The sequence below is a fragment of the Methanolobus sp. ZRKC3 genome, from assembly GCF_045291275.1.
GTDB lineage: Archaea > Halobacteriota > Methanosarcinia > Methanosarcinales > Methanosarcinaceae > Methanolobus.
Window position 1 is genome coordinate 594,135 of sequence record NZ_CP146982.1, and the last position, 15,493, is coordinate 609,627.

The window sequence follows — 15,493 nt, forward strand, 5'->3', positions numbered from 1 at the left end:
CATTGTATTCTTGATGAGTATTAATCGGCGGATTCTATGAAAGAATAAGAATACTCCATCATATGCCCGAAAACAAATATCTGTAAGTGTCCTCCCTTCAAGAGTGCAAAAGCTCCGACGTTCTTCGATCCACAATAATCAGGTGTTGAGAACAAAGATAGCAATTTTCCACCAAACCACCATTTGTATCCTTTGTCCAATGCAGAATGAGCCCGAACTATCTTTTCAAGCCTGTTGATTCTAAGGAACTCTTCACAAACATCAGGGCCAAATTCTTCAGCCCCCCATCTTTGAGCAGACTCCTTTAAACCCTGAGCCTCTTGTGGGTCGTTCCATAAAAAAGCGTGACAATCCTCTTTTTTGATGAGGTCCAAACATATCGGATTCGCGATTCCTCCATGTACACAAAATATAGAACCATTTACAACGGCTGCAATTGGCATCTTTTCAAATGTCCTGTTCACAAGAGTAAAGATATTGTCATCCATGTCCAAATCGTTATAAAGGCCATAGAATGCATTGGTGCCTGCGGTCTCATGATTGCCGCGAAGAAGAATTATATTCTCGGGATGGTTAATCTTTAACTGGAATAAGCGACAAAGAACTTCAACTGAGTGACCTCCCCTATCAACATAGTCTCCAAGAAAGATAAATTTGGTACATTTTAGTTTCGCGCTCATTTTCAATATGAATTCCAATGCCTTCAAATTGCCATGTAGGTCTCCTACAAGAATCACAGAATCGTAATTTATACGAACAACTGCAGGCTCAGAGTCAAATATTAAGGAAACTTTTCTGTTTAGATCTTCAAAGTATTCTTTGTTCATACCATAATCCTGCTTATGATTATCTTTTCATATCTCATAGTAGTTTTCATCTTGGGACAGCCTCACGTGCCTTTTCAACAAATTATCTGCTAAGGTGTCCGTAGGAACCATGGAATCTGATGTCACCTGTGTAAACAATATTTCCTTCATCAGTATGGATGATAAATCCGCAGGCTCCTGGCAGTGAGCGATCACAGGGACCATTTCAACTTCAATACTACCAATTGACACCCTTTTACCTGCTTCCATCACATGGAAGGCCCTTTCATGAACATAATCCCCCTTGTTTCGATGAACCCGGGAAACACCATCATTCCTGTTCTCGTAGAACTTGAAGGTCTCACATGCATCAATAAGATCGGAAAACGTATTGCTTCCTGTTTCCTGAAGGCATTCAAGTATTACTTTGGTGGCATGAGTGCAATATATTGGAATGTCCCACCTGAGGAAATCCTGACCGAGATTTACGCTCCTATTGACTGAGACTTTTATTGAAAGGAAAGGGATAATCACACGTCTCTCAATTTTTGGCTCTATAGAATTCCTCTTGATATTTATGATTTAAAAATTAGATTAGTATTAGGATTTCTACAGAGCCGTTTTTTGCTTTTTTGATATCCAATCAGGTGTCCATGGAGGATCCCAGACCAACTCGACTTCTGTCTTCTTTATACCGTCAATCGATTCAATCTTCTGCCTGACATTATCCACAATCATTGCAGACATCGGGCAGCTGGGCATTGTCAGGCTCATTTTAATATGGGCTCGGTTGCCTTCAACATCTACATCATACACTAATCCAAGGTCCACGATATTGATCGGAATCTCGGGATCCTAGCATTTCTTAAGAACTTCCATCACGTCTTCTTTAGTGACCATAGTCAACCATTCCTTACCTTTTGCATTTTATGGTAACACCTAAATAGTTTCATCCTGAATAATTATTGTGGGGAGCATGATAAATGCCTATTGACTTATTAACGGGGGTAATACAAATATGACAAAACCTAAGATGTTATCTGTAGAGACCATAGCCAGAGATCCTATAAAGAATGCAGAAGGAAAAGAAATTGGGAATTTCGTAGACTTTATGATAGACTTGGAGCAAAATTGTATTCCATACGTCATTGTGTCGCTCAAAAATAGAGATGGATATGTTGGCATTCCATGGGGACTTTTCAAATCAGGGGAAAAACACAGTTTTATTCTGGATGTGGATAGCTCCATGCTGGATAGTGCACCGAATTTTTCAGAGGATAAATGGCCTGATGTATGCACTCGCGAATACCAAGAAAAGATTTACAAGCACTTTTGCTGTCCGATATGTTTGGAACGTTAAATTACATCCATTTTGTATTACAGGGACGTCATGTGACGGTTCCTGAACTTTCCTTTTGAATCCACCGCAATGGATGCTGACGCACTGGCAACTGCAGTGTTCGTGCTGGGAGAAGATGAAGGTATGGAGATGATCGAATCACTTGAAGGTGTCGAATGCCTCATAATCACAGCGGATAAAAGAATAGCAACCTCAAGCGGATTTGATGCATACCAGTAAGTGACTAATAAGGGGAAGCCAGAGAGTGCTTCCCAACTCATCCAAGTTTTGCCTCGTGAAGGGTTTCGTATATAGGGCCTTCTGGAGCCAGTGTGCTTTTCTTGAATTTTACGCGATCTACATACATCTTTCCGATTTCCACATCTTTAAGCTCATCCAGAATGCGCAGGAATTCCTGCTTATCAGCCCTTGGTATGTTCTTTACACGGGCAATTGTGGAATGTGCGGTAAAACCTCGTCTATCCTTCTTGAATCTGAAACTTTTGAGGGAAGACTCAACCTCATCATGTAGTTTAACAAAGTTGCCCTCTGCACCAATCCATACAACCTTGGCATAACTTGGTTTTGGGAACACACCAAGACCAGCTATATTTGCCTCAAATGGCTCACATTCAATGGAATCTAGTGCTTCTGATATCGCGGAAACCTTTTCCTCTGGCACATCTCCAAGGAACTTGAGAGTTATGTGAACAAGTTCCGGGCCCACAAGTCTCAGATTGAAGGGTTCCAGCTTGACTGGATATCCTTTATTTTCTCACGCATCTCATCTGGAAGATCAACTGCAACAAAAGTCCGGATCAAATACAACACCAATACAAAAAGGTGACATAGGCATAAATCATTGACGCCGAAGTTGAGTGCGGGGATATAGGTAACTCCAATTTTTGTACGCAACATTTTCCCAAAGTCTTGCTCTTATGAAGTTTATTTATTCGAATAGTTGTCTCTTAAAATGTGGGAGTATTTTTAAAAATTAGTTAAGTAACGGCTCTGTAGAAAACCTATTTCCTATTTTTATTCTCGCATAATAATTTAAAAATGATTAATCCTGGATTCTGTGCTTAATTGTGCTCACACACCCGCATCAAGTTAACAGTCTTATATCTTCCTTATAGATCTCTTAGGTTCAGTCTGAACCATTTCTCAATATAGATACTACAGAGAGAAGGTAGAAAACTCTTCCATTATGAGCTAACTCCAAGGGGTATGGAATATGCTGTCAATCCCTTCCTGCACCGCAAGCAATTTCGAAGGAAGATGTTGGGCAACGGCAATAAAAAAGGGAAGAGGAAATCGAGGATTTAATTCATGACTCCGTTATAATGGGGCGAATAGTTGCCAAGCACCTGCAAAAAAATCCGATAGATAACAGGTATTGGGGGAGGAAATTCGAAGATTGCGACAAATGTTCTCTTCGCAGGAAATGGTAGTGGGGAAGGAGAAAGACCAAAATCTTCCCAAAAAACACAAATTGTCAGAGTTCAACATCTTATTTTGGCTCCGTAGAAATCCCCAATGTTCGGACAATAGTCAAATTTGAAAATATTGTGGTATGTGTGACACTATGTTAAAATATAATCCAAATTCCAGTCTATATATTGATTTAGATAGATATTCTACAGAACCGTAATATCACAAAAGAGGTTTCAGTCTTCCAAAGATTATTGTTTTGAATTCCTTTTCCACTTCTCTGATGATATCCGAGATATATGTGAGCTTTTCAGGATTCTTGGCAATTTCATCTAGGATTTCCGCTTCAACCCAGATCTTTGCGCTAAATTCATGCCCTCTTGGTTTTACCTCTACAAAGTAACGGGTCGAGCCGAGTGGTTCAAAAAATTCACGTAATTTAGACTTTATCTGCTTTTCCAATAATGTTGAACGTTTCATAGTTCTGATTTCCTTTATTCATTTTATAGCGGTTTAGACAGGATTTCTACAGAGCCCTATTAAGGCAAGTATGTAAGATGTATAGACGAACAACTCATTCCCTCAAACAAACCTGTTTCCTCAATACTCTTTTTTATCACTCCCAAAATCATATCTGCTGAAGAGGTTGCTTTTCGATTAACCTTTTGCAACCCCCATTGGCAAGACCCTTGCAACTTTTTTGGCGATTTCCAGATTGTGCACCACATCCACCACTTCACTGCTTGATTTATATGCATCAGGTGCCTCTTCAGCGATAACCGACGGATGCGTAGCTTTAACTGTAATTCCTCTTGCTTCAAGGTTTTCCTTCACTGTTTCTCCGAAAAATTCATGCTTTGCATGAGCCCGACTCATCACACGTCCTGCTCCGTGACATGCACTTCCAAAAGCGACACCCATCCCCGCTTCTGTCCCGTGTAGAACATAAGAAGGAGTACCCATGCTGCCAGGGATAAGAACAGGCTGCCCAACAGCTTTGTAGACATCTGGCAAATCGTGGTGACCAGGTGGGAAAGCCCGGGTTGCACCTTTTCTGTGCACATAAACTTCTTTTTTCATTCCATCGATTATGTGTTCCTCCAATTTTGCAACGTTGTGGGCAACATCATACACCAAATCCATACCAAGATCGTCCATATCCCTGCCAAAGAAACGTTCGAATACCTCCCGCGTCCAGTGAGTTATGACCTGTCTGTTTGCCCATGCATAATTGGCAGCACAAGCCATTGCTTTGAAGTAGTCTTGGGCCTCAGGGGATTGTGCAGGTGCACATGCAAGCTGCTTATCTGGAAGCTGTATGCCGTATTTCTTCGAAGCCTGTGATATCGTCTTGATATAGTCGGTACATATCTGATGTCCTGCTCCGCGAGAGCCACAGTGGATCATGAATGCGACCTGACCCTCTTCCAGTCCAAAAGCATCAGCAGCCTCCTGGTCATATATCTTATCAACATACTGCACTTCAAGGAAATGATTGCCGCTTCCAAGTGTACCAATCTGCGGTTTTCCGCGACGGCGTGCTTTCTCGCTCACCTTTGAGGGGTCTGCGCCCTCGATGCAACCTCTGCCTTCACAGTGGTTAAGGTCGGTCTTTTCCCCATAACCGTTCTCCACTGCCCACTTCGAACCATGCAGGAATATGTCATCCAGTTCGCTGTCCGATGCACGGATGCGACTCTTTGAACCAACACCCGATGGAACTGCACGGAAAAGTTCATCCACCAGTTCTTTCATATGTGGACGCACATCTTCTTTGTGCAGATTTGTGCGAATAAGACGAACACCACAGTTGATGTCAAAACCAACCCCACCCGGACTGATCACACCTTCTTCCTTATCAAACGCTGCAACACCACCAATTGGAAAACCGTATCCAAGATGCGCATCAGGCATTGCCATCGAGTATTTCTGGATTCCGGGTAGTGACGCAACATTTGCAACCTGGTCGATAGTTCCTTTATCAAGATCGTGAAGCAGGGTCTCTGATACAAAAATGCGACCCGGGACTCTCATAAATGGTTTGTAACTCTTCGGTACTTCCCACGTATTGTCATTTATTTTTGTGAGTATATCCAAAATTCCAATCTCGGTTTCTTCTTGCATGTTAATTTTCCCTTCCCCGCATTTTTTTATTAAATACTACCTGAACCTAAATTTAATGCAAGTATAGCCGAATATGCACAAGTTTTTTCGGTATATTCTCCTACTATCGGGATCTTCTCTCCGCAATATGAACATTTCTTTTGGGGAGTTATTTTGTAATCCACAATGGCAAAACCATCTCTCTTTATGAGCAGCTCCCCGCATTTTGGACAGTATGTATTCTCATACTTATGCCCATACACGTTTCCAATATACACGAACCTCATGCCTTCCTCTGTAGCTATCTCATGTGCCATCTCAAGGGTCTTGACAGGTGTTGGTGGCAGATCCAGTGTCTTGTACTCGGGATGGAAACGTGTGAAATGAAGAGGTGTATCAGGTCCGAGATTGTCATGCACCCATTTTGAAAGATCACGTATCTCATCCGGGGAATCGTTCTTTGTCGGGACGATAAGGTTAATCACCTCTATATGCATTCCAAGCTCCTTTGCAAGTTTTGCAGATTCGAGGACGGGTGCAAGTTTTGCGCTTGTAACTTCCCGATAGAACTCCTCTGTGAATGCTTTGATATCCACCCTGAAGGCATCCAGATAGGGTGAGATACGTTTTAATGCCTCTGGAGTGATATATCCGTTCGTGACATATACGGTTGCAAGCCCTGCCTCCTTTGCAAGTTTTGCACTATCATAGGTGTACTCGTGCCAGATGGTGGGCTCATTGTAGGTCCATGCAATACTCCTTGAACCGGTGGCCAGCGCCCGTTCCACTGCAGTTTCAGGTGGAATTTCAAAAGCTACGGCTTCATCAACGCTTATCTGGGATATCATCCAGTTCTGGCAGTGCTTGCATCTGAAGTTGCATCCTATTGTTCCCAGTGAGTATGAAAGTGAGCCTGGATAGAAGTGAAACAGGGGTTTCTTCTCGATAGGGTCGACAGCTTCACTCGAGACCACGTTGTAGATCAATGTGTAAAGCGTACCATCGCGGTTCTCCCTGGTCCTGCAAAATCCCCTTTTTCCAGGTGCTATGGTGCATCTGTGATTGCATACTTTGCACTTAACCTTATTATTGTCAAGCTTGTCATAGAGCATTGCTTCTCTAATCACTATTATCCCCCATTATGGATTGGATTTATAGTAAAAGAACATAACTATTCATCTCAAATTACTTTTATTTGTAAAAGACTAAAACATCTTAATTCTTGTTCAGCCACAGTTTACGTTCTGGGTTGAGTTTCTCCAGAAGTTCATGCAACACCTCTCTGCTTTCGACCAATGGGATTATCAGCTGACCTGCCCCACCGCCAGACCCACCTCTTGGTTCACTCTGGGGGATGCTACCCCTTCCCTGGTGAGAATGATGATTACACAGTCCGAATGACGGATACCAAATTTTATTAGCTCCGCTTGGGAGAGTGCCTCGGCCTTTTTGGACAGAGAGGAAAAACTCTCCAGGTTCACAGCCCACAAGACACGGCCCAGTTCATGAGCAAGGGACTCGTCCTGCTCACAGTGAGAGATATAGACTCTGTTTATCATGGTTATGCACCTTCACAGGACCTCTGCCTTTTCCCGACGAAATCTTATATCAAAAACGATTTCCAACGTTTAGGGCAGAGATGTTAATTTCACAATCGTTAAACCTGCTCTTCGACACAGTAAGGAACTTCATCACTTTAGATGTGCATTGTCCCCCGATTCCATTTAACGCATCCAGTACTCTGATAAAACCATATTGATTGCATCTATCTTGTGTGGTGCATTTAATTTAGTTAATTTTTTTGGCCCTTGGTTTTTTGGTTGGCTCCGGATCCGGAATCGGCTCTGGAGAAGGTGTTGGTTCCGGTTCTGGACAAGGTATCGGCTCCGGTTGAAATGATGATTTCTTATCTTCCTTTTGCAAATAATTTACCCCCATTTTGTTTAATTATGAAATTTAAGATTTTTCCCATTTATAAGTTTAAGATTCCTGCTACTTATAATTATACTTCAACAGCTTCTTGATTATCAACTTTTTTCAAATTAACGTATGAGTGTTAGAACAATATATTTCCGGGAAGGGAAGAACACTTGTTTTTACTAAATCAGTTCATCATGTGTAAAGAGCCGACTCGAATGATGTGAGGCAGAAGATTCTGGATATGTCTATTCAGAGCTGAAAAAGATGAGGTTTTCAAAAGACAGACATAAGAAACCAAATAAGTAAATAACTTATGTAAGACTATTATTCATGGAACTACCCATTCTCACTATTAAGAACCCACAGTTATTTGGGAAAAGCTAGTCATAATTTTAACTTGAGTTCTATCAGATCAAGGCATCCTCAAGACTTGATTCCTCCACTATCTCTATTGCACGTCTCTTCTCATCAGATGTGAGGTGACGATCGATTTCCGGGTATTTTGAAGCCCTATAATAGGGCATGTACTGGAACATCAGATTAAATCTTACCTCTGGAATATGATTTGCTATCCATTGTACAATCGGTTTTGTGCAGCATTCCAGATGATTTGGTAATACCAGGTGCCGGACTATGATCTCTGCCTTTTGATAAGCAATCTCATGATTTCTTTTGACTACATCAAGATAATCTTTCACTTTGGAATACTTTCTTGCGCAGTTATCATCACCATATTTGAAGTCGGCAAGATATACATCGATCATACCCTCTAGCAGTTTTGCTACTTCCTTAGAATGGTACATATTTGAGTTCCACACCATGGGAGTATTCACAGGAACCCGATCAATGATCTTTAAAATGGAATGTGCATGTGGTGTAGGGGTTACAAAATTTACATTCCTTGCACCTTCATATCGTCGTCTTTTTATGATTCCTGCCAAAATTTCAGGATCTACATCGGTCCCACTTTCGGGACGGGGGGATATGTCCCAGTTCTGACAATAAACGCAGGCAAAGACACACCCTGTGAAGAAAATTGTATGTGAAGGTACAAGTTCTGGTTCTTCTCCCATATGTAAAAATTCAGACGCGTATCGGGAGGTTTCAAGCAATCTGCAGAATCCTTTTTCACCTTCTCTACGATTTACACCGCATCTTCGCTCGCACATATGACAATTTTCAAGTATTCGTGCAGCAATCTCAATCTTCAGATCAAGAAGTGAAGGGCTTGCTTCAGCTAGTTCAATATTTTTTTCTTTTGAATCGATACTTTCCAATAACTCCCGATACTTTCCAATTTCACGATCATGAATCTTCCATAGATCATCAACAGAAACCGATGAATCGAAGTCTACCGGAATGTTTTTAATAATCCGGAAACGAGCTGGCAATTCATCTTTTTCTACTTTGAAATAGCGGTTTAGAAACTTTGGATCTCCCATATAGATACATTCGATAGTTTCCATTGAAAATTTTACGGTCCCATGTTGATATTCTAGCATTCAATTTGACAACAATAAATGGCGTACACTTTTTTCCCGTTGTACATATCCCCGTATGGTAAGTCGGGGATATATATAACGGAAATTTTTTGTACGCTAGATTTTTATACAGCTTTATGGCCGTGATAGTCTAGGAATTCAAGTCAGATGCATGAATTCCCAATTGTAGGAGACTTGATTTTTATCAGAAGTAACTCAGTTTAGAAACAATAGTTCTAAAATCATATATTCTAAATTGCCCGGTTGTACTCGAACAATAAGATCAATAATATGTCGTTGATTGATTGAATGGGCGATTCATGCTTCCACCCACTCGGTGCCGTTCCATTCTTTATGGCAAATGTCCTTCATCACAACCATTAGACCGATCTGTTCTTTTGTGAAATCATTTCTACCGGTGAGCACATACCATTTGTTGTACATTTTTCTGCACATTTCATCGTATTTAGTCCACCCAAGAGGATACATATCTTGTAGTTGATCTTGTGTTGGGAGCCACACATATTCATTGATGGGCGAACTCGTCGCTATTTCAATGCCCTCGAATGTGACTAATTTGTAATTATCTGGAGAACCAAATTTCAAATACTCCCCAATTATTTTAATGTTTTCAGGATAGTCTGTCCGGTCTTTTTCATGTATGACATAATCGCCCACGCCCGGTTCATGTTCCTGTATCTCCTTCGCTGCCCTGCACATGTTCACGTACTCTGATGAGAGGTCCATTGTTCATCACTCCTTTTGTGGAATATTCTCAGTCACAATACTTTTTATTCTCCCACTTCTCAAGCCTTTCCCTAACATGAGCATTCAGAGTAAACGGCATCTCACATCTGGCATTCTGCTTCATATAATGCAGAGTGCCTTTAGAAAACCCCATCTTCTTCCATTCAGTATAAGACATGTCAATGATCTTCTTCCTCAACAGATCAGTATCATCCCTTTTACCCACATAAACAGGTCTTGCAAGATAACATACAGAACCCCCTACAATACCAAGCAAGTTACGCATAGGAGGAATCATTTATTCTAAATGGGTTCAACACCCCAGAGCTTTGCTCCGATCAATAGGATAAATAGTATTTTATGCGAATACCTTTTATTTTTAATATGGGGGAAATCGATGATGAAAATATATCATATTGCATTTTTGATGTTGGCGGTATTTCTCGTTACTGCTTTTTCCGGGTGTACAGGGTATGGCCCCGAATACGGGCCCGAAGAGATCGAAGATTTCAGTGGCGAGTATGAAGCAGGTAATGATACTGTTTTGATGGTTACCAATGTAAATGGTCAGATCGAAATTAATAGCTGGGAAGGCGATAGGGTCACATTGGAAGCTACAAAAAGGACCCGATATGGAAAAGACGAGCTTGATAAAGTTGAGATTATTGTTACTGAAAGCGATAATGAGATAAAGATCGAAACAATATATCACGCTTTTGAGGATGCCAGGGTTTCTGTTGATATGGATATCAAGGTTCCAAATAATGTTCCCGTTGATTTTGTAGAAACAACCAATGGAAATATACAAATTTCAGACACAAAGGGGGATACTACAGCAGCAGGTACCAATGGAGCTATAATAATAAGAAATGTTGATGGATATGTCAAAGCGAGTACAACCAATGGTGCAATAGATATCCGAGGAACAACAGGAATCGATGACTTGGAAACCACCAACGGAAAAATCGATGCACAGATATTTGACTTTAAAGATGATGTCGATATAAAATGTACCAATGGAGGTATTACTCTTTCTATAAATCCGTCACTCAATGCTGATATAGAGATGGAAACAACTAATGGTGAAATATCAGTGAACGACATAGCATTGGTTTTAACGGGAATAGAAAAAACTCACATGGAAGCGATATTAGGAAATGGTGGAAATAAAATATACATAAAAACCACCAATGGAAATGTGAACCTTAACAAACTTGTCGTTTAATTAAGGTTCTTTCCCTTCCTCCCAACGCTTCCCAGCATCAATATAGAGCAACTTATGGTGCCGGAATTTATAGGGGCCTGGTGGTTGGTAGGCCTAGCACTGGTAAGTATTGCCTTCAATTACTTTCTAGGCGAAGAGTTTCTCTTCCGAGGTGTGCTGCTGCCCAAGATGCGGGGTGTATTCGGAAGGTGGGATTGGCTGGCGAACGCCGCGCTTTTCGGCCTCTATCACCTGCATGCACCCTTGAGAATCCCAAAAATTATGCTCTCGAGCCTGGCATATACCTGGCCTTCCCAGCGCTTCCGCAGTAACTGGTTCGCGATTGTCCTGCACGGCATTGAGGCTTTATTTCTGATCGTACCCGTGTTAGCGGTCGTAATGGGATTGGCCTTCTGAAAGATAGAGTTAGATATAAAATGATTTAGAAAAATGTTTTAAAAATAAAACAACTTTTGGCTCTGTAGAAATCGTCGTTTGAATAAAATAAATAACCTTGACATAGCTGTCAAGGTTATGCACCAGTAACTTGAATTTTACCTCTTTCACTTGATTCCAATACTTTTTAGCCCTGATCTCTTCACTATATTTTCTTTTCAGAACAAAGAACATCGTTTCCACCAGATTTCAGCTCTACTTTTCATCAATTGACACATATCTTAAAATTATATATTACATGGTTTTATTGTTTTGTGTCCTAATTCGCCAAGTAAAGGATTTTAACAAAGAAAAGCATAGGTGTAATCATGGTATTGTTTTATGATCAATTTCTGATTATAGCTCTCGAGCATGTCACTCATGTGGGTTGGGAAGACAAAGAAAAAACGGTGTTGCATGTTTATTTGTCAGATGGTCGTGGGTATGGAATGAGCGGTGAGCGGATGGATACGTTCTTGTCTGCTTTTGAGATGTTCCATAATTCTAAATCCTAAACCGCCAAATAAAGGAAAACAGTGACATATAACCCATAATAAAGGAAACTCAACTATCCTTTAAATTTTGGATTTCTGTTATAGCCTTTATTAGGATTATTTGATTGGAATTCTCTAATGAATTTGAATTCCATTTGATATACTTCTTTTTTAGATGCTGTTTCAGATTCCCATAGAATTTCTTTCCTCATAGTAAAATCACGCTTTTCTTCTTTGGTGAAATCCTTTTCAATAAGATTACTATTAAGAGTTCCAAAATAAGTAAGAGTATCAGTTCTATCTTGTCCGATGTATATTTTACCATTAGGAAAAGTAATTTTGTAAACCACACTCATGCAAATAAACATGAATAAACAATATAAATTATTATTGTTCATCAGAAATCCTAATAATCAAAAGAAATACCAACTCCGCCAAATAAAGGAAAAAGGGATGAAGATATCCCATAATAAAGGAGATATTGAGATGTATAAAATATTCCCAGAAAACAAAGAAGTGAAAATGTCACTACACTTCTATATGTTAAGCATGTTCTGCATGCTTTTTACAGCAATTGCAATGCTCCCATTGCTTACTTATTTGCTTCCTGAATTTGCTATTACTGAATTAGCTTCAATGCTATTATCATTTGTAATTGGTGTAATTGTATTAGCTGCATTTGCTCGTGATTTTTCAAAGATAATTAACGACTAGACCCCATAATAAAGGAAGTGTGAAGGATGCCAACTATTGAGATAGTTACAGATGAAAAAAAGTACAGGCAATGGGGATACAGCAACCCGTTAATTGTAATTTCGGGTCAACATTCAAGCAGTATGTTTTCAATGGAAAGTTTGTCCTATAAAAATTTAAAATGGCATATCGATAAGGCGATAGTATTTGATTTAGAGTACGAAGAAACCCCATAATAAGGAAGTGTGAGAGTGAAAGTTATCAAAATTGAATCATGTAACCAGTGCCCATATCCTCATGCGGATATTGGAGAGGATGGTAAAATATTCTTGACGTGTACGTGCACGGGCACACGGATAGTAAACTATTGTGAATCTGTAATGAATGATTGCCCACTTGAAGACGCAGGAACCCATAATAAAGGAAGTTTTGACCATGGATGTTTTGTCGGGTGCGTTCAATGCGCTGTTTAAGAAGCCGGTTAAGGTTCCGAGGCTCTCGGCGGGGTTTGGTGTTAGTGGGGGGATGAGAATTTGAAAAAAGAATTAAAAAGGAGTTAGATTACTCCTTTCTACGCTGGAAGAAGAATGCCAGACCGAGTATTGCAACTACTGGAAGTGCAATTGTTGGGAATTCTGGGATTTCTCCTCCAGGAATCCATGTTTTCGTGACCGTATTGCATGTGCATGGTACCACTCCTGGGACAAAACCTGGGGAATATGCCAGTGCTGTGATAATATCAGTAGTCACGACATCTCCTGTGTACGTGAACGTTGCTACTCCACCTGTAGTCACATTAGAGCCAGACTTCGCAGCGTTTGGACCACTGATGATAAAGTTCACGATAGTTCCATCTGGTGCAGGTAAGGCGCCAGCAAACCCTATTTGTGTTACCGTCGCTGTAACGGTATGCTCGGTGCCCACCGGATTTGTATCGGCATCTTGAGTCAGCTCAATGTCAAATGCCACGTCGAGCAATACGTCATTAGCAGCAGCATTCCCCACAGACATTATCAGTAATATCAAGGCTACGCCTATACAAATTATCATATTTTGTTTGTTTCTCATTTCAACTCCCCACGAATACATACAAAATCTGAGTTTTTATATGTTGTTTATATTTGCTCTACACTGCACTATATTCTTTGCGAAACAGTGATTCTGAAAGTTGCTACTTAAAGAATAAACGGCATTAATTTAAAAGATAAAAATACAATCATCCTATTCCTTCTTCGCCAAGTAAAGGAAACAGGGATGAAGATATCCCATAATAAAGGAACTTTGCATTATATAAATGAAAAAACAAAGGAAGAGAATTTGAACTTTAAGTCGAGGAATCTGAAGAGAATTATGAATTCTCTAAATTAAAAAGGAGTTAGATTACTCCTTTCTGCGCTGGAACAAGAGTGCCAGACCAAGTATTGCAGCTATTGGGAGTACAATGGTTGGGAACTCTGGAATTTCATTTCCCTCAATGCCGGTGTAGTGGCAGGAATCCTCATCATGATAGATTGGAGAAAAAGGACCAGTCATAGCATCTACAGTAGCAATGTTCATATTCAGTCCAAGGACAGCTGTGCCAGTAGCTGTGTAAATCCAAGTCTCGGTTGGATCAAGTAAAATGTCACCATTGTCATTACCGCTCTGATATTCAGGAGTTACACCTGGTTGATTATCGGCAACAGACGAGACTAGCAATGGTACACCTGCGTTATTTGTGACTTCATACTTCCACTGAACAGTAGAACCAACAAAGAGGCTTGGACCTGGTGCAATATCAGCGTTATCCCAGTCACCGGCACCGCTATTGAGTGTTGGGTTCCATACATATTTTTCGATGTCAATGTCTCCTCCGGTAGAAGCAGCAGTATTTCCAGCAAACATTGTCAGAAATATCAAGGATATTCCAATACAAATTACCATATTTTGTTTAATCTTCATGTCAGTTCCCCCATAAATCCATACAAAACCTGAGTTTTTACATATCATTTATATTTGCTTTACATTGCACTATATTATTTGTGAAACTGTGATTCTAAACATTATTCCTCAAAAAGTTAACGAGATTAACGGAATATAACATATATAATCATCCAATTCTTACTCCGCCAATAAAAGGAAATAGTGATTAAGAGGCACTGTTGTTCTTTTAATATTGAACATCGGTGACCATCTACTTTTTTTAATGTCTGCAAATGTGGATGACCTAATACCCATAATAAAGGACAAAAAGTAATGAGTATTTTGTGATATGTACATCACATAATTAACTATTTATTTAAGAAGAACAACTTCCATTTAATATATAGGGAGAGGATTCCGATTACAGATAATTTATACAAAATATTAATTGAATATGAAATTCGTGATTTGAAACATTTCTGGAATGATCTTAGTTATTGGGAAAGAGATAAATCAATCGAAAGTGCACTCGGATTTATAGATCTCTATCAGCGTTATGATAAGTTATCTGATGAGCAGAAAATAAAGACAGAAAATTTCCGTGTAGAGTGTGATAATTTAAAAAATACGAATGCTAATGCAAGACCATCAAAATTAAGTTTGATACTCCACAAGTTTTTAAAGATTCCCTATGCAGATGAGTGCAAACCTAATGCCCGACAGTGTCTGGCTATCGCATATACTCTATCAAAAGAGGAACATATTAATTTATGTTCATATTTAGGGATCAATGATATTGAAAATATCATTCAAGAAAATAGAATATATGATTTATATTTGCGCATTGCTGAAACCGGATCGATGGCTCGTTTTTTCGCATTCTCAAATTACTTGGGAAAAATGTGAACTTTGTAACCGGTGCGGACATTTTCAATCCG

The 15,493-nt window shown here is 39.9% G+C and carries 23 protein-coding genes and 1 pseudogene; 9 read left to right on the plus strand and 15 right to left on the minus strand.

From position 1 onward, the window contains the following. Nucleotides 1-20 precede the first annotated feature (20 nt). Together V7O66_RS02865 and V7O66_RS02870 are read right to left on the minus strand one after the other, a co-directional pair. On the minus strand, nt 21-827 hold the full coding sequence (locus V7O66_RS02865; protein ID WP_406661474.1) for a metallophosphoesterase: 807 nt from the start codon (nt 825-827) through the stop codon (nt 21-23). Between the two features lie 27 nt (nt 828-854). Beyond that, nucleotides 855-1,076, minus strand: coding sequence for a hypothetical protein (locus V7O66_RS02870; protein ID WP_406661475.1), 222 nt, complete (start codon nt 1,074-1,076; stop codon nt 855-857). 3 nt (nt 1,077-1,079) lie between these two features. Here V7O66_RS02870 and V7O66_RS02875 point away from each other — a divergent pair, with 3 nt between their 5' ends. Beyond that, entirely contained in the window at nt 1,080-1,310 is a 231-nt protein-coding gene (locus V7O66_RS02875) for a hypothetical protein (protein ID WP_406661476.1), read from the plus strand. A 105-nt stretch (nt 1,311-1,415) separates the two neighbouring features. On the opposite strand, the gene V7O66_RS02880 is transcribed toward V7O66_RS02875, so the two are convergent. Further along, entirely contained in the window at nt 1,416-1,652 is a 237-nt protein-coding gene (locus tag V7O66_RS02880) for a metal-sulfur cluster assembly factor (RefSeq protein WP_406662550.1), read from the minus strand. A 172-nt stretch (nt 1,653-1,824) separates the two neighbouring features. Here V7O66_RS02880 and V7O66_RS02885 point away from each other — a divergent pair, with 172 nt between their 5' ends. Both V7O66_RS02885 and V7O66_RS02890 read left to right on the plus strand, forming a co-directional pair. Beyond that, entirely contained in the window at nt 1,825-2,166 is a 342-nt protein-coding gene (locus tag V7O66_RS02885; RefSeq protein WP_406661477.1) for a PRC-barrel domain-containing protein, read from the plus strand. A 69-nt stretch (nt 2,167-2,235) separates the two neighbouring features. Further along, nucleotides 2,236-2,385: an FAD:protein FMN transferase gene (locus V7O66_RS02890; RefSeq protein WP_406661478.1), complete on the plus strand. Its 150-nt coding sequence runs from the start codon at nt 2,236-2,238 to the stop codon at nt 2,383-2,385. Nucleotides 2,386-2,422: 37 nt separating this feature from the next. Here V7O66_RS02890 and thpR read toward each other — a convergent pair whose 3' ends face one another. The 8 genes from thpR to V7O66_RS02930 all read right to left on the minus strand — a co-directional run bounded on the left by thpR (nt 2,423) and on the right by V7O66_RS02930 (nt 10,125). Then, nucleotides 2,423-2,872 carry an RNA 2',3'-cyclic phosphodiesterase gene (gene thpR / locus V7O66_RS02895; RefSeq protein ID WP_406661479.1) on the minus strand — a complete coding sequence of 150 codons (450 nt, stop codon included), beginning with the start codon at nt 2,870-2,872 and terminating at the stop codon, nt 2,423-2,425. Nucleotides 2,873-3,798: 926 nt separating this feature from the next. Continuing rightward, complete coding sequence (locus V7O66_RS02900) at nt 3,799-4,056, minus strand: hypothetical protein (RefSeq protein ID WP_406661480.1); 258 nt, start codon at nt 4,054-4,056, stop codon at nt 3,799-3,801. A gap of 177 nt (nt 4,057-4,233) precedes the next feature. Further along, the gene (locus tag V7O66_RS02905) at nt 4,234-5,700 is read right to left on the minus strand and encodes an RtcB family protein (protein ID WP_406661481.1); all 1,467 of its coding nucleotides are present in this window, start codon (nt 5,698-5,700) and stop codon (nt 4,234-4,236) included. Between the two features lie 29 nt (nt 5,701-5,729). Beyond that, a complete protein-coding gene (amrS, locus tag V7O66_RS02910) occupies nt 5,730-6,806 on the minus strand; it encodes an AmmeMemoRadiSam system radical SAM enzyme (protein ID WP_406661482.1) in 1,077 nt (358 codons plus the stop codon). Nucleotides 6,807-6,983: 177 nt separating this feature from the next. After that, on the minus strand, nt 6,984-7,238 hold the full coding sequence (locus V7O66_RS02915) for a TIR domain-containing protein (RefSeq protein WP_406661483.1): 255 nt from the start codon (nt 7,236-7,238) through the stop codon (nt 6,984-6,986). A gap of 768 nt (nt 7,239-8,006) precedes the next feature. Continuing rightward, entirely contained in the window at nt 8,007-9,041 is a 1,035-nt protein-coding gene (locus V7O66_RS02920; protein ID WP_406661484.1) for a radical SAM protein, read from the minus strand. Between the two features lie 357 nt (nt 9,042-9,398). Beyond that, on the minus strand, nt 9,399-9,827 hold the full coding sequence (locus V7O66_RS02925) for a hypothetical protein (RefSeq protein ID WP_406661485.1): 429 nt from the start codon (nt 9,825-9,827) through the stop codon (nt 9,399-9,401). 28 nt (nt 9,828-9,855) lie between these two features. Further along, nucleotides 9,856-10,125 (minus strand): hypothetical protein, encoded by a 270-nt coding sequence (locus tag V7O66_RS02930; protein WP_406661486.1) that lies wholly within the window; start codon nt 10,123-10,125, stop codon nt 9,856-9,858. 99 nt (nt 10,126-10,224) lie between these two features. On the opposite strand from V7O66_RS02930, the gene V7O66_RS02935 reads away from it, so the two are divergent. Both V7O66_RS02935 and V7O66_RS02940 read left to right on the plus strand, forming a co-directional pair. Further along, a complete protein-coding gene (locus V7O66_RS02935) occupies nt 10,225-11,052 on the plus strand; it encodes a DUF4097 family beta strand repeat-containing protein (protein ID WP_406661487.1) in 828 nt (275 codons plus the stop codon). An 84-nt stretch (nt 11,053-11,136) separates the two neighbouring features. Continuing rightward, nucleotides 11,137-11,448, plus strand: a complete 312-nt coding sequence (locus V7O66_RS02940; RefSeq protein WP_406661488.1) for a type II CAAX prenyl endopeptidase Rce1 family protein — start codon at nt 11,137-11,139, stop codon at nt 11,446-11,448. A 9-nt stretch (nt 11,449-11,457) separates the two neighbouring features. Here V7O66_RS02940 and V7O66_RS02945 read toward each other — a convergent pair. Beyond that, a pseudogene (locus V7O66_RS02945) lies at nt 11,458-11,676 on the minus strand (IS5/IS1182 family transposase); the annotation flags it as partial. Nucleotides 11,677-12,034: 358 nt separating this feature from the next. Further along, complete coding sequence (locus V7O66_RS02950; protein ID WP_406661489.1) at nt 12,035-12,316, minus strand: hypothetical protein; 282 nt, start codon at nt 12,314-12,316, stop codon at nt 12,035-12,037. Between the two features lie 10 nt (nt 12,317-12,326). Between V7O66_RS02950 and V7O66_RS02955 the strand changes: the two genes are divergently transcribed. The 3 genes from V7O66_RS02955 (at nt 12,327) to V7O66_RS02965 (ending at nt 13,190) form a co-directional block, all read left to right on the plus strand. After that, nucleotides 12,327-12,674, plus strand: coding sequence for a hypothetical protein (locus V7O66_RS02955; protein ID WP_406661490.1), 348 nt, complete (start codon nt 12,327-12,329; stop codon nt 12,672-12,674). A 26-nt stretch (nt 12,675-12,700) separates the two neighbouring features. Next, nucleotides 12,701-12,889: a hypothetical protein gene (locus V7O66_RS02960; RefSeq protein ID WP_406661491.1), complete on the plus strand. Its 189-nt coding sequence runs from the start codon at nt 12,701-12,703 to the stop codon at nt 12,887-12,889. Nucleotides 12,890-13,049: 160 nt separating this feature from the next. Continuing rightward, nucleotides 13,050-13,190, plus strand: coding sequence for a hypothetical protein (locus tag V7O66_RS02965; protein WP_406661492.1), 141 nt, complete (start codon nt 13,050-13,052; stop codon nt 13,188-13,190). 24 nt (nt 13,191-13,214) lie between these two features. Here V7O66_RS02965 and V7O66_RS02970 read toward each other — a convergent pair whose 3' ends face one another. Further along, nucleotides 13,215-13,721, minus strand: coding sequence for a PEF-CTERM sorting domain-containing protein (locus V7O66_RS02970; RefSeq protein ID WP_406661493.1), 507 nt, complete (start codon nt 13,719-13,721; stop codon nt 13,215-13,217). Between the two features lie 312 nt (nt 13,722-14,033). After that, complete coding sequence (locus V7O66_RS02975) at nt 14,034-14,594, minus strand: PEF-CTERM sorting domain-containing protein (RefSeq protein WP_406661494.1); 561 nt, start codon at nt 14,592-14,594, stop codon at nt 14,034-14,036. Between the two features lie 429 nt (nt 14,595-15,023). On the opposite strand from V7O66_RS02975, the gene V7O66_RS02980 reads away from it, so the two are divergent. Next, nucleotides 15,024-15,461 carry a hypothetical protein gene (locus tag V7O66_RS02980; RefSeq protein WP_406661495.1) on the plus strand — a complete coding sequence of 146 codons (438 nt, stop codon included), beginning with the start codon at nt 15,024-15,026 and terminating at the stop codon, nt 15,459-15,461. Nucleotides 15,462-15,493 lie beyond the last annotated feature (32 nt).

Coding starts and splice junctions, on each gene's coding strand:
- V7O66_RS02915 (WP_406661483.1), bottom strand. CDS start 7,238: ATGATAAACAGAGTCTATATCTCTCACTGTGAGCAGGACGAGTCCCTT.
- V7O66_RS02890 (WP_406661478.1), top strand. CDS start 2,236: ATGGATGCTGACGCACTGGCAACTGCAGTGTTCGTGCTGGGAGAAGAT.
- V7O66_RS02975 (WP_406661494.1), bottom strand. CDS start 14,594: ATGAAGATTAAACAAAATATGGTAATTTGTATTGGAATATCCTTGATA.
- V7O66_RS02875 (WP_406661476.1), top strand. CDS start 1,080: ATGGAAGGCCCTTTCATGAACATAATCCCCCTTGTTTCGATGAACCCG.
- V7O66_RS02925 (WP_406661485.1), bottom strand. CDS start 9,827: ATGGACCTCTCATCAGAGTACGTGAACATGTGCAGGGCAGCGAAGGAG.
- V7O66_RS02970 (WP_406661493.1), bottom strand. CDS start 13,721: ATGAGAAACAAACAAAATATGATAATTTGTATAGGCGTAGCCTTGATA.
- V7O66_RS02960 (WP_406661491.1), top strand. CDS start 12,701: ATGCCAACTATTGAGATAGTTACAGATGAAAAAAAGTACAGGCAATGG.
- V7O66_RS02865 (WP_406661474.1), bottom strand. CDS start 827: ATGAACAAAGAATACTTTGAAGATCTAAACAGAAAAGTTTCCTTAATA.
- V7O66_RS02955 (WP_406661490.1), top strand. CDS start 12,327: ATGAATAAACAATATAAATTATTATTGTTCATCAGAAATCCTAATAAT.
- V7O66_RS02885 (WP_406661477.1), top strand. CDS start 1,825: ATGACAAAACCTAAGATGTTATCTGTAGAGACCATAGCCAGAGATCCT.
- V7O66_RS02870 (WP_406661475.1), bottom strand. CDS start 1,076: ATGGAAGCAGGTAAAAGGGTGTCAATTGGTAGTATTGAAGTTGAAATG.
- V7O66_RS02930 (WP_406661486.1), bottom strand. CDS start 10,125: ATGATTCCTCCTATGCGTAACTTGCTTGGTATTGTAGGGGGTTCTGTA.
- V7O66_RS02900 (WP_406661480.1), bottom strand. CDS start 4,056: ATGAAACGTTCAACATTATTGGAAAAGCAGATAAAGTCTAAATTACGT.
- V7O66_RS02935 (WP_406661487.1), top strand. CDS start 10,225: ATGATGAAAATATATCATATTGCATTTTTGATGTTGGCGGTATTTCTC.
- V7O66_RS02920 (WP_406661484.1), bottom strand. CDS start 9,041: ATGGGAGATCCAAAGTTTCTAAACCGCTATTTCAAAGTAGAAAAAGAT.
- V7O66_RS02905 (WP_406661481.1), bottom strand. CDS start 5,700: ATGCAAGAAGAAACCGAGATTGGAATTTTGGATATACTCACAAAAATA.
- V7O66_RS02950 (WP_406661489.1), bottom strand. CDS start 12,316: ATGAGTGTGGTTTACAAAATTACTTTTCCTAATGGTAAAATATACATC.